This is a genomic window from Paenibacillus sp. GCM10027626 (assembly GCF_042676285.1).
Taxonomy (GTDB): domain Bacteria; phylum Bacillota; class Bacilli; order Paenibacillales; family Paenibacillaceae; genus Paenibacillus_Z.
On sequence record NZ_JBHTHC010000019.1, the window covers coordinates 16649 to 29873 of the forward strand.

9 protein-coding genes are annotated in these 13225 nt (G+C 47.3%); 8 read left to right on the forward strand and 1 reads right to left on the reverse strand.

Annotation, left to right across the window (positions count from 1 at the left end; genetic code table 11):
• Nucleotides 1–40: 40 nt before the first annotated feature.
• The 8 genes from ACFQ0N_RS28305 (at nt 41) to ACFQ0N_RS28340 (ending at nt 10811) form a co-directional block, all read left to right on the forward strand.
• Nucleotides 41–1810, forward strand: coding sequence for a cache domain-containing sensor histidine kinase (locus ACFQ0N_RS28305; protein ID WP_379332957.1), 1770 nt, complete (start codon nt 41–43; stop codon nt 1808–1810).
• 3 nt (nt 1811–1813) lie between these two features.
• Entirely contained in the window at nt 1814–3298 is a 1485-nt protein-coding gene (locus tag ACFQ0N_RS28310; RefSeq protein WP_379332741.1) for a response regulator, read from the forward strand.
• A gap of 200 nt (nt 3299–3498) precedes the next feature.
• Entirely contained in the window at nt 3499–4359 is an 861-nt protein-coding gene (locus tag ACFQ0N_RS28315) for an ABC transporter permease (RefSeq protein ID WP_379332959.1), read from the forward strand.
• On the forward strand, nt 4353–5213 hold the full coding sequence (locus ACFQ0N_RS28320) for a carbohydrate ABC transporter permease (RefSeq protein WP_379332743.1): 861 nt from the start codon (nt 4353–4355) through the stop codon (nt 5211–5213). The genes ACFQ0N_RS28315 and ACFQ0N_RS28320 overlap by 7 nt, the downstream gene beginning before the upstream one ends.
• 14 nt (nt 5214–5227) lie before the next feature.
• Nucleotides 5228–6787, forward strand: a complete 1560-nt coding sequence (locus tag ACFQ0N_RS28325; RefSeq protein ID WP_379332746.1) for an extracellular solute-binding protein — start codon at nt 5228–5230, stop codon at nt 6785–6787.
• Between the two features lie 483 nt (nt 6788–7270).
• Nucleotides 7271–8206, forward strand: a complete 936-nt coding sequence (locus ACFQ0N_RS28330) for an ABC transporter permease (RefSeq protein WP_379332961.1) — start codon at nt 7271–7273, stop codon at nt 8204–8206.
• Between the two features lie 17 nt (nt 8207–8223).
• Entirely contained in the window at nt 8224–9132 is a 909-nt protein-coding gene (locus ACFQ0N_RS28335; RefSeq protein ID WP_379332749.1) for a carbohydrate ABC transporter permease, read from the forward strand.
• A 47-nt stretch (nt 9133–9179) separates the two neighbouring features.
• A complete protein-coding gene (locus ACFQ0N_RS28340) occupies nt 9180–10811 on the forward strand; it encodes an extracellular solute-binding protein (protein ID WP_379332751.1) in 1632 nt (543 codons plus the stop codon).
• A 71-nt stretch (nt 10812–10882) separates the two neighbouring features.
• On the opposite strand, the gene ACFQ0N_RS28345 is transcribed toward ACFQ0N_RS28340, so the two are convergent.
• Nucleotides 10883–13174: a helix-turn-helix domain-containing protein gene (locus ACFQ0N_RS28345; RefSeq protein ID WP_379332754.1), complete on the reverse strand. Its 2292-nt coding sequence runs from the start codon at nt 13172–13174 to the stop codon at nt 10883–10885.
• Between the last annotated feature and the right edge of the window lie 51 nt (nt 13175–13225).

Consider the following 13225-nt stretch of genomic DNA (forward strand, 5'->3'; position numbering starts at 1 on the left):
ATGACAATAATTACAATTCGAGGGAAACGCGGTGACAGGGATGAATGCTGTGAAGCGGATCATAAGCTCGATAACCCCCGCCAAACTCAAGTATCGATTTTTCTATGCGTTTATTCTGCTTGTCCTCATTCCGATTATCGGCATTCAAATTTTTCAATTCAACAAGATCGAAAACAGCATTGAATATCGGATTAATCAATTAAATCATAATCAATTGGAACAAATCGCGAAATCATTCGAAGAGATGAAATCGAGCGTCATTTTGTCCATGTTGATTTTGGAGAAGGACAGCAGCATATTGGACATCTTGCAAACGCCGGGGCATTTCGAGCGGGCGGAGAGAACCGACAAGCTTGAGGAAAGATTCAATACGCTGCCGACGCATGAATATAGCGCATATGTGCAATATTCGCTAACTGATGAATATGGAAACCGCTACAGCTCCTCGCAATCGGCAGACGACGGTAAGCGGCTTATTCCGGAGAAAGGACTGGAACGTTTGCTTGGAGGAGGCACTTCCTACCATTTGCTATTAACAGAAGCGGACAGCAAGGCATTATGGGGTCGTTCGCCCCTGTTTACGTTATTCTCCGTCGTCAAAGATTCGGATGATAAAATGGTCGGCCTGCTGCGGATTCGCGTTCATTATCAAGAATGGTTTAAGTCAATCGCCAAGGAAATATCGACCGATCAACGGTATTTCATTGCGGATGCCGAAGGGAATGTGATTGCCCAGACGAAAAGCGGCCTGCCGCTGCAACCCAGTATCGTCCAACAACTGATAGCCAAACAGCGGGCCGGCGACTTGTCCGCTTATGCGATTGATAGAAAGACGAATGCGCTTATTAATGTCCGCTTGCTCCCATCTTTGGATTGGTATATCATCAATCTTTTTCCGCTGGATATGTTTCTCGGGGATTTAAAGAGCACGCAGGATCAGGTATTGCTCACGTTATATATCATGTTCGGGATTTTCACGGTCATTACGTTGCTCGTTTCCGCCTCCATCACCCGTCCTCTGCAACAATTGCAAAAGAAAATGGTGGGCATGGTCAAAAGCAACTTGAAACAGCATCTTCCCGAGGATCGCTACAAAGGGGAAATTTTAGGGCTTCACCAAGCCTTCAACCGGATGGTTCACGATATTAATCATTTGGTAGCCCAATTGAAGATTGAAGAACGGCAGAAGGAAGCGATTCACTCCCAGATGCTTCTGAATCAAATCAATCCGCATTTTTTACTGAATACGTTGAATTCGATCAAATGGATTGCCTTGGATCAAAACAACGATAAAATCGCAGAAATCTGCGTATCGCTGGGGAGATTGCTGGAAGCGGGGCTAAACTCGGAGGTCGAGTTGATCTATTTGAAAGATGAAATCGATTTGGTCGGTGCTTATGTTTATATTCAAAAATATCGCTATGATCAACTGTTTGACATCGAATACGAAGTCGATCCGTCGCTCGATTATGCGCTGGTACCCAAGCTTGGCCTGCAAACGCTAGTGGAAAACGCGATCCATCACGGACTATCCCAGATGGAATCCGGGGGACTCATCGTTATTCGCGCTTATGCGGAAAATAAGAAGCTGTTTATTGAAGTGGAGGACAACGGGATCGGAATCGAACGCGCAAAACAACTGGAACCTAAGCGGACCCGAAGAGGAATCGGGCTATCCAATTTGCGGGCAAGATATCACCTCCTATTTAAAGAGGAGGCGGAAATTCAGGTCATTCCGCTGTCCCAAGGTACGAAAGTGATGCTATCGTTCCCGTTGCTGGTTTCTACTCCTTACAAGCTGGAGGGATGAATCGTGTGGAGCATTCTGATTGTGGAAGATGAAGTCCATGTAAGAAAGTCGTTAATCAAAAATATAAATTGGAATGAAAGCGGATTCGAGGTGATCGGTGAGGCGAGCAATGGTATGAACGCGCTGGCGTTTATAAAAGAACATCAACCGGATCTTGTCATTTGCGATATCGTCATGCCGATGATGAACGGAATCGAACTTCTGAAGCAGACGAAAGAAGCCGGCTTGTCCTGCTTGTTCGTCATGCTGACGTGCATGAATGAGTTTGATTACGCCCAGCTGGCCTTGCAGCACGGAGCGGTCGATTATATTTTGAAGCTGTCCATGAATGCTGAATCGTTGCGGGAAGTATTAAGGAAAGTCGACCAACAACTGCAACGAATAGCGGGCCAAAAATCGCTGCGATTGTATGTTGAATACCAGCAATTCTATGCAGATATGTGGGACAGAATAACGGATGTCATACGCGAGGAATCGGAACCGGCCGACAGCCGGGAAGCGGACATACTGCCGTATGTGGCGGTTTGTTCCGTGCTAAACGGGGCCAGCCGGTTTTCGATTGAAGATTTCAAGGCACTCGGATGGGGAGATTGGGACGCCCACGTCGTGATTCATCAGTTTGCTACCATGGGACAAACCACGCTGTTCTTTTGGAGCCGGAAGGCCATGGACGTACAGCCGCCGCATCATGTAGGGGAGACGCCATATCCGGTGGTCCTGTGCGCATCCGTTCCGAGCGGCCACTTGCTGGATGCGTGGAGAAGCACGCTCCGGAAACTGGATGAATTCTGGTACAGCGGGCAAAACGGTTTCCATTATTTCGAACGGAAGGGGAGCATCGAAGGAAACGTTCATTCGCTCTCCTGGAAAATCGAGCGCAAGTTTATTCATTATTTTGAGCAGGGTAAGGTCGACGAATGCGAAGCATTGCTTGGGGAAATATGGGACCGGATGGAACAGGGCGTCTTTCCGATGCATGCGGTGAAACATACGGCGAATCGCCTGGACAAGTTGATGTCCCGCATTGCCGATTATTCCGGCGCTGAACCGGACGTTCTGTCCGAGTGTACCAGTCACGGCGAACTGCTCGCCAAGCTGACGGCCAGAATGAGGGACGGGGTGCGAAACGGCAAGAAAGTGAGCCGCACCGTGACCGATCATAGCGAAATCAACAAAATACTGGATTATATTCACGAGCATTATAATACCAACATTACGTTGAAATCGCTGGCTCAGTTCGTTGCGCTGGAGGAGCATTACCTGAGCAGTTTGTTCAAGAAAAAAACCGGAGTCAATTTCATCGATTATTTGCATCGCCTCCGAATCGAGAAGGCCAAGCATTTTATCGACCATTCCGATCTGACCGTGAACGAAGTGGGTGGGCGTGTAGGGTTTGTGAACGATAATTATTTCATTAAAATCTTTAAACGATATACGAACATGACTCCGAATATGTACAGAAATGCAGGAGGAAAGAAAAATACGTAATTTTGTTCTACAAACTTCAAAACGATGTGAATGTTATGTGAAGGTAAAGCGTATTACAATAAATTTGTAAAGAAAGCGGTAGCCCGCCATTCGGAATAAAAAGGGGTAGGTATGAAAGCGGTCTTACAAACTGGGGAGGGGAATGGGTGCGAGCAAGTTCAGTCTTAAAAAGGTCGTGGCAGTTCCGGGATTTTTACATCATGCTGATCCCGGGGTTAGTATGGTTTGTCGTGTATAAGTATGTTCCGATGTACGGTGCAATCATCGCTTTCAAAGATTACGATTTTTTGGGGGGGATATTGTCCAGCCCGTGGGCTGATCCGTGGTACAAGCATTTTCAGCAGTTTTATGATTCTCCTTATTTTTCTCAGCTGCTGGTCAATACGCTTACAATCAGTTTTTACAAACTGATTTTTGGCACGGTGCCGCCAATCATCATGGCGCTGATGCTCAATGAATGCCGGTCGTCCTGGTTCAGAAATCTGATCCAGACGCTCAGTTACATGCCTCATTTTCTATCTTGGGTGATCATTTACGGTGTTTTACTTTCCTTTCTTTCCCAGTCAAGCGGTTTATTGAACCGGCTGATTGTAGATTTGGGGGGAGATGCGATTCCGTTCCTGCAGTCGACGGAGTGGTTCCGCAGCATACTCGTCGGCTCGGATATATGGCAAAATGCCGGCTGGGGAGCCATTATTTATTTGGCGGCGATGACCGGAATCGATCCGACGCTGTATGAGGCCGCCCGGGTTGACGGAGCGAGCAGATTGCGAATGATCTGGCATATTACGCTGCCCGGCATCCGAAACGTGATCATCTTGCTATTGATTATGAGACTTGGCTATATGCTCGACGCAGGATTTGATCAAATTTATATTCTTTATAATATTCAAGTTTATTCGGTTGCCGATATTATCGATACCTGGGTGTTCCGCACGGGGCTCCAGCAAATGAACTACAGCCTGGCTTCGGCGGTCGGTTTGTTCAAATCCGTGATCGGACTCATCCTTGTTCTCGGGGCGAACAAGATTGCGAAAAAATGGGGGGAAGGCATTTGGTAAAGGGAACCGAAGATAAAATATTTAACGCCGTTGTCTATACGGTTCTGGTTCTCGTCGGGGTTGCCGTGCTTTTTCCGCTTCTCTTCGTTCTTTCTGTTTCACTTACGCCGATGGCCGAAGTGCTGAAAAACGGCGGGTACATCGTAATCCCGAAGAACATCACTTTCGCAGCTTATGAGGAGCTGCTCGGGGACCGGGCGATCCCGAGGGCGTTTCTGGTCACGGTGTTTGTGACGGTCGTAGGAACAGCGGTGAATATGGTTCTCACCCTGCTCATGGCCTATCCGTTAAGCCGGAAATTGCTGCCGGGACGGAGCTTCTTTCTATTCGTCATTCTCATTACGATGCTTTTCAACGGCGGGATCATTCCTCTTTATTTGACGGTGAAAGCGACAGGCTTGTTGAATACGGTCTGGGCGATGATCATTCCGGGAGCGATCGGAACGTTTAACATTTTAATTATGAAAAGCTTTTTTGAGAATATCCCGGAAGAGCTGTTCGAATCCGTGCGGATGGACGGCGCCAGAGAAATGCGGATTTTGCTGCAGCTGGTCATGCCTTTATCCGTCCCCGTCATGCTGACGATCGGACTTTTCTACAGTGTAGGACATTGGAATGCATTTTTCAGCGCGATCATGTTCATTACAAATCCGGATCTTCATCCGATCCAGGTCATCGTGCGCAATATTTTGGCAGAGCCGTCTGCTTCGATGGACTTTACAGATGTGCCCGTCCCGACGGAAGCGATGCAGATGGCGGCGATCGTAGTGGCTTGCGTTCCGATTATTGCGGTGTATCCATTTATTCAGAAGCACTTTACGAAGGGCATGCTAATTGGTTCGATAAAAGGTTGAGGGGGAGATTGTCCATGAAGACAAAGAAAGTAGCACTGCTTTTGGTCACCACGATGATTTCGGTTAGCATGATTATGACCGGTTGCGGGAAAACCGGAGAGGGCGGGAACGGCGGAAATAGCGGGAAAAGCGGAAACCCGCCTGCCGAAAGCGGCGGCAACGAAAAGCCGTCGCCGTCCGAAACGGATGACACGAACAAGAACGAGAAGGTCGCGATTGAAATTATGTCGGACGGCAATGGCACGGCTTTGCCGGAAAACGACCGGATCAAAACGATACTTGATGAAAAATTGAATATTGATGTTAAATTGACGCTGTTTGGCGGGGATCCGGCCAATCAATTGAATTTGCGCATGGCTGCTGCCGACTATCCGGATATTATCAACGTTACCCGCTTGCAGATGCAGGAATACGCCCGGAAAGGGCTGCTGCTCGATCTCACGCCATATATGGACAAATTGGATCAAGCCAAGCAGTTTATCGGCGAAGACAGTTTGAAGAAGGGCATGGTTGACGGGAAAATTTATGCGCTGCCCAAGAGAGAGTCATTTCCGTTCCATAATATTTGGATCAGAAAGGACTGGCTTGCGAAGTTGAACTTGGAGATTCCGACAACACTGGACGAATTTCTCAACGTAGCCAAAGCGTTTACAGAACAAGACCCGGACGGCAACGGCAAGAAGGATACGTACGGCCTAACGGGCTTGACAATTAACACCTTCGATCCGATTTTCAGCGCTTTCGGCGTAGGGGGGATGGACACCTTCTATTTGAAAAATGGGACGTTAACGAATTCCTTTCTGGATCCGGCGATGAAAGACGCATTGGAATTTATTCGCGAGATGATTAAAGCCGGTGTTGTCGACCCGGATTTGCTGGCGAATTCAGGAACCCAGCATGAGAAAAACGCTTTCCAGGGGAAAGCCGGCATGATCTGGAACGGGTTTCCGAGAATGACGTCAACTGCCAGCGTGGAAGAGTATAAAGCGGTCAACCAGGACGCCGAGTGGGTGCAGGTTCCAGCCTTGAATGGTCCTGGAGGCCAATATGCCGGATTCTGGGATGTAGGGTCGTCCCCAGGATTGCATGTCATTCCCAAGGCGATCGAGAAGGACCCGGTCAAGCTGCAGCGCGTGTTCGACCTGCTGAATTATGTCGCCAGCCCGGAAGGGAACTCGCTAGTTGCGCACGGGGAAGAAGGAAGGCACTGGAACAAGGAAAACGGCAAAATTGTCCGTACGGAGTTAAGAGCCAAGGAAGTAGTGTTCATGTACCAATTGCTGGGCAGGAATGAAATGGAATATCTTGAAGCGGGATATCCGAAAGAGGCCATCGAGTTTTCCGCAAACACGCCACGCATCGAGATCTACAACGGATTCCTGGATATTCCGGAAGGATATAACCCGGCAGACGCCTATCGCTTTATGGAAGAAGAGATCGCCAAATTTATCTATGGCAAACGTCCGATAAGCGAATACGACGACTTTGTGGAGAAATTAAAAGGGACGTTTAAATACCAATTGATGCTGGATTCGGCCGAAAAGCAGTTAAAGGATTTAGGGATTGTGAAATAGGTTATGTTGGGAGAGAGAGAGCGCGATAACACGCTCTCTCTTTTTTTGTTGTTTGGACGGATGGCCCCTGCTGAGTTGCCGCGGCAACCCGCCAATAAAGTGCCGTTCTTACCGCTCCCGCCATCTTGCCGCAAATGGCATATCATTGAGAACCTGACAATTGGTTTAATTTGCGGTTGGTGCAGGTTGTGAGTGATTTTAGCGCAAAAATAGCACATTAAGGGCACATTATCGCTATTGCCAGAATTGTCGCGGCTGCTGATCAGAATGGCTGCTTCCTTTTAGTAATGCGCTTTCATGGCCAATCGAAAATGACATATTTACGAGGTTTCAACAAATCCGCTATGTTGTAAATGTAAGCGGTAGCATTTTACAAAAGCCATTTCGCCACCAATTACGTGACCATATGGAGTGTATCGATTTTCAAGAAGGGGTGAGTTTGTGCAACAGGCTGAAAGCGTCATCGCGACAGACAGTGAAATGATGGAATCGCTTCCGAAACCGCAGAGGCAGAGAAGCAGATGGCGAAAAAGGGTGTTAAATAACTGGGAGCTCTATTTGTTCATTACACCCGCATTTCTATTTTTTCTTATATTCGCTTACGGTCCGATGTACGGCATCCAAATAGCCTTTAAAAATTTTATCCCGATAAAGGGGATTATGGGCAGTCCGTGGGTAGGCTTTGATCATTTTATCCGGTTTTTTAATTCTTATTATTTTTGGGACTTAATATGGAACACATTAAGTATTAGCTTATATGAATTGGCGATTGGTTTTCCGATCCCGATTATACTGGCATTGGCATTTAATGAGTTAAGAAGCGGGTTTTTCAAGCGACTGGCGCAAACGGTTACTTATGCCCCGCATTTTATTTCAGTCGTTGTCATGGCGGGGATGATTATTACGTTTCTGTCGCCTTCATCGGGCATTGTCATCCATCTTATTCAATGGCTCGGATTTGATGCGCCTGATTTTTTGACAGATCCCCGCTGGTTTAAGACGATGTACGTATTATCGGGTGTCTGGCAAAGTGCAGGATGGGGGACAATCATTTATTTGGCTGCACTTTCCGGTGTAGATCCTGGACTGCATGAAGCAGCGATTATTGACGGCGCATCGCGCTTTCAGCGGCTTCGTCATATTAACATTCCGACGATTATCCCTACGATGACCATTCTGTTAATTTTGAATATGGGCAATTTGTTGGGCGTTGGTTTCGAGAAAATATTGCTGCTGCAAAACTCGCTGAATATGGGAGCGTCGGATGTTATTGCGACCTTCGTTTATCGCTCTGGGCTTGTAGATGCCCAATACAGCTTCTCAACGGCGATTGGCCTGTTCAATTCCGTTATTAATCTCATTATTCTCGTTACTGTCAATCAAATCGTACGGCGTACCAATGAGAACAGCCTGTGGTAGAAAAGGGGGATCCATCAATGACAAGCGCCGTTAAAGAATCAAAACGCGATCGAATATTTTTGTTTTGCAATTATGTTTATGTATTTCTTGCTTTCCTTATTGTGTTTTATCCATTAGTCTATATGGTCAGTGCGTCGATTAGCGATCCGAAGCTGGTCAGTTCAGGTGAAATGTGGCTTTTGCCGAAAGGCATTACGTTCGAAGGCTATGAACGGGTCTTTCAGGACGCCAGCATTTGGACAGGCTACGGAAATACGATTCTTTACACCGTAGTCGGCACAGCCGTTAATCTGTTCGTAACGCTGCCAGCAGCATACGCGCTAAGCCGGAAAGATTTTGTCTTTCGCAACTTTTTTATGGCTATGTTTATGGTCACGATGTTTTTCAGCGGCGGTTTAGTTCCGACCTATTTACTTGTCAAGGAATTGGGCATGGTAAATACGATGTGGGCCATTATTCTTCCATCAGCCGCGACAATCTATAACATTATTGTATCCCGTACATTTTTCCAATCCTCGATCCCTAATGAGCTGCAAGAGGCCTCGCAGATCGACGGTTGTACGAATACCGGACTTTTTATCAAAATTATACTGCCATTATCCATGCCGATTGTTGCCGTAATGGCTTTATTCTACGGAGTAGGCAACTGGAATAGCTACTTCTCGGCGCTCATCTATTTGAACGATGCGGATAAATACCCGCTGCAGCTTGTTTTGCGGCAAATCCTTGTCCTGCAGCAAATGGCGGCCCAAGGCGGCGGCATGATGGATGCGGCATCGGCATCGGCGCTGAATAACAAGGCCGAGATAGCCGCTTTGGTCAAATATGCGGTAATTATTGTAGCGTCTGCGCCTGTTATAGCGATTTATCCGTTTTTGCAACGTTACTTTGTTCAAGGGGTCATGATTGGATCCGTTAAGGGCTGATCTTACTCATAAATTAAAATTTCATTAAACGGGGAGAGGTTTCAGGTATGAAAAAGCTACGCAAAGCATCAGCAGTTCTAATGAGTTTAACTCTGCTCACTTCTGTGATGGCAGCCTGTGCTTCATCGGAAGAAAAGACTCCATCTAATGGGGCGGACAAAACAAATGCAGGCGGAACCTCAGCTACAGCCGAAGGGGTAAACAAAGAAGGCTTTCCGATCGTGAGCAAACCGCTGACGCTGAAAATGATGTCGCAGGATGCCGGCGTAGCCGACTGGAACAAAATGCCGGTTATTCAGGAAATGGAAAAATTAACAGGCATTAAGCTTCAATTCCAAAACTCGCCGATCGATAGCTTTGAAACGAAGAAAAACCTTGTCTTCGCCAGCGGTGATTTGCCGGATATATTTTATGGAGCGGATCTGAAGGCGGCAGAGCAGGTAACCTACGGCTCCCAAGGCGTGCTGATACCGCTGGAGTCTTATATTGATGGCGGTTATGCCCCGAATCTGAAGAAAATTTTCGATGAAAACCCGGATATCCGCAAATCGTTCACGACGCCGGACGGCCATATTTACGCTTTGCCGTTCATTGATAAAGCGGCGGTCTGGTACCGCGGCCCAATGTGGTATAACGGCAAGTTTTTGAAATCGCTGGGTGTGACGGAATTGCCGAAGACGACCGATGAGTTGTATGCGTTTTTGAAGCGGGTGAAGGATGAAGATGCTAACAAAAACGGCAAGCCGGATGAAATTCCGCTTACTTCTGTGAAGCTGGATGATCTGCGTATGTACTTCCTTGGTTTCTGGGGCATTTATGATGAAGTCATCTATGTGGATAAGGAGCATAAGGTGCACTATACTCCACAGCAAGAGGGGTATAAAGGCTATTTAACCTTCTTGAATCGGCTCTGGAATGAAAATTTACTTGACCATGAGACGTTCTCGCAAACCGATGACCAGAAGAAGGCGAAAGGCAAAAACAACCGGGTAGCACTATTTAACGACTATAATGCCCACTTCACATTAGGCGGGGAGCCAAGTCCGGATAATCCGTTAATGACGCCCGTGAAAAGCGAAATTGCCGGTTCCCCGGTTTACGGCATGCATCCGGGCATTTCGAAGAACGGCACCTTCGCCATTTCGAGCAGCAATCCGGCGCCGGAAGCGACGATGCGCTGGATCGATTACTTGTATAGCTATGACGGAGCAACTTTATTTAGCCAAGGGCCGGAAAATCTGCTTTGGAAGTATAAAAACAAGGAAACGCATGAGAAAGAATGGCTTCCGGTTCCAGGCGGCGGCGACCGTAAGGAATACCGCGGAACGATTACGCCGAACTATGGCATTTTGACGCCGGGAATCAACCTTAGCGAGCTGTCCAAAGGACTGCGAAGCGAGTTCGACGAATGGATCGACAAGGAAAACGCAGAGAAGCTGGTGCCGATTGGCAAGGCTCCTTATCCGAACGTTTATCTGACCAATGAGGAACAAAGCGAAGCGTCTGCATTGTTGTCCGATCTGAACACGTATGTGAAGCAGATGGAAGCGAAATTCGTTACTGGTCAGGAATCGCTGGACAATTGGGACAAGTATGTGAACCAAGTTAAGAAAATGGGCGGAGACCGCCTCACGGAGCTGTATCAAGCGGCCTACGATCGTTGGAATACAGGCTCATAAGAGCTGGAGTTCTAAGCAAGCAGGACAAATACCCGGTCACGAAAACAAATGGCCGGGTATTCGTCTGCATTTTATTCTTCTTCCGGATCAGAAGCGGGATCGGCTTGTCCGTTTTCCATATGAAGCTTGCGGTATTGGCCAGGCGTATAGCCGGTTTCCTTCTTGAATTTACGGATAAAGCTTGGCGTATCCAGATAACCAACCTGAATAATGATATCTTTCAGCGGCTCGTTCGTCGTTTTTAATTGGTGCAGCACTTCGTCCAACCTTTTTTGCCAGATATACTGCGTAAAGTTAGTTCCCGTCTTTTCTTTGAACGTCCGGCTGACATGAGAGGGCGACAAGGCGAATTCAACCGCAATCGTCTCCAGACTGAGCGTATAGTCTTTATAATGACTGTCGATATAAGCGACGATCTTATCCATATGAGACTGCTCTTCATGCTGATTGATCTGCTCCACCTGGTTGCAAATTTGGCAGGCGAGACTGAGCAGCCCGCTTTCAATTTCTTCATTTAACGGGTTGTTACCCATCGATGCGGCTACTTCATGCGTCAACGTATGAATCCCGAGCTCAGCCGCGGCTCGCAGCATCGTGTTGAGAAGGTCGAAGCAGATGCAGCGTTTGAGCAGCACCGACAACCCTGAAGCATTCAGCTCCTGAATGGATGAGCTGATGATTTGCGCGGCAACATCGTAGCTTCCTTGCTTTAGGCTTTGTGAAAGCTTCATCAATGTGGCGCTTGAAATCCAGTACGAATGATCTGTCGCGTACGACAATTGCTCAAAATAAGAGATGGTTCCAGGCTCGTCAGATGCCCGCAATTCAAATACGGAGCAAGCTTCAATAAAGGATTGATTCAATTGATCCGGGCTTGGATAACAAGTACCGACTCCCAATATCGGTGTATGATTAAAGCTTTCCATCATGCTGCTGCGGATCGCTTCGGCAATGCGGCGAACATGGTCGAAGGGCGCTTCTTCCAAACGCAAGTCAAAGCTGATAATCAATGCAAGCTGGTCGAGCTGCGCCAGTTCTACGCCATAGACATGCGCATTCAGCTCCGGAAATTGGATTTGGGCAAAGAGCTCGCTCAGTTCCTGACGCTCATCTTCCCGGGCTTCTGATCCGCCCCATCCGACTACAGCAACGAAATGATGCGCATGATCGAAGCGGACATCCAGCGCTTCCTGCAATTCCGGCGTCAAATGCTGGGCATTGCCGTATTTGAGCAGCATGGACAGCAAATGATTGCGTGCATATGGCTCTTGTAAATCGACACGCGACCGGTAATCCTGCAGCGCTGTCCGGATATGATCCAGCTCATTGCCAGACTTGGCAATGCCCGCTGCAGACTTGTGGGGCCTGCTTTCGGTATTCGCATAATCGACCAATGTGGAGATGGGCTGATAGTTCATTTTGGCAAGTACAAGGGCAATTGCCGCGCCGACCAGCACAATGATACTGAAAAATAATATAATAATGCTGCGCACATGGACAACGCTGCTAAAAAACTGTTCAGTCGGCATAACGGTTGCATACGTCCATCCATTTGTTTCTGAAGTAACAGAGACAACGGAAAGTTGTTTTCCGTCCAGTCTTTGATTATGGATGCCGTCTGTCAGGCCATGAAGCAAATTAGCCTCGTTAATAATTAGTTTTTCTCCCTGCCGGTTGTCCAATAGAACGTTACCTTTGCTATCAAGAATATACGTGGTTCCTTGATATTGCCCCAAAATCGAGTCAATCAGACTCATCAGCTCGGCTTCCTTGATCAAATACAGGATCGTTCCGTGCGGGTTAGGGCTGTTCGGTTTAATAGGAACAAGGTAGGCAAGCATCGTCTCTTGCCGATGAGAGCCGCGGTTGACCAGATCGGATGGATACATGGTTGGAAATTTAACATCATTAAGATCGCGGTAAACGTTTTCTTGTTGCCAATTGCGAAAGCTGAAACGATCTGTAAAGACATCCAGGCTCGACATGCCGGAGGCAGAATAGATGTTCTGATCTTTGTGAAAATATAAGAACATTTCACTGATAATCGAGCTGGTCGCCTTATATTGATCGAGCGCTTGAATGGCTTCTCCGCTATAATAAGCATCATGGACCCGAAAAGGGGTCAGCCGCTGGTCATAGGAAACGCGGGAAGCGATTTCGCTCAGCTCTTTCATCCGTCCGTCAATGATGGCTTTCGTCTGCGATAATTGGTTCAGACGGGATTGTTCAATTTCGGAGCGGAGATTGTTCACGGCGTTCTGATAAATAAATACTGTCATAATGGCAAGCGGAACAAGTAAAATAAACAAGTAAGACAAGAAATATTTTAAGAATAGCTTGGATTTGAAATAATTCCGATACATTCTTTCTACCTCCTGCTCTAGAACAAGTCGCTATTAATCATAACAGTAATT

Excerpts from the sequence above, each read along its gene's own strand:
- ACFQ0N_RS28330 (WP_379332961.1), top strand. The coding sequence starts at position 7,271 with ATGGAATCGCTTCCGAAACCGCAGAGGCAGAGAAGCAGATGGCGAAAA.
- ACFQ0N_RS28325 (WP_379332746.1), top strand. The coding sequence starts at position 5,228 with ATGAAGACAAAGAAAGTAGCACTGCTTTTGGTCACCACGATGATTTCG.
- ACFQ0N_RS28305 (WP_379332957.1), top strand. The coding sequence starts at position 41 with ATGAATGCTGTGAAGCGGATCATAAGCTCGATAACCCCCGCCAAACTC.
- ACFQ0N_RS28335 (WP_379332749.1), top strand. The coding sequence starts at position 8,224 with ATGACAAGCGCCGTTAAAGAATCAAAACGCGATCGAATATTTTTGTTT.
- ACFQ0N_RS28340 (WP_379332751.1), top strand. The coding sequence starts at position 9,180 with ATGAAAAAGCTACGCAAAGCATCAGCAGTTCTAATGAGTTTAACTCTG.
- ACFQ0N_RS28345 (WP_379332754.1), bottom strand. The coding sequence starts at position 13,174 with ATGTATCGGAATTATTTCAAATCCAAGCTATTCTTAAAATATTTCTTG.
- ACFQ0N_RS28315 (WP_379332959.1), top strand. The coding sequence starts at position 3,499 with ATGCTGATCCCGGGGTTAGTATGGTTTGTCGTGTATAAGTATGTTCCG.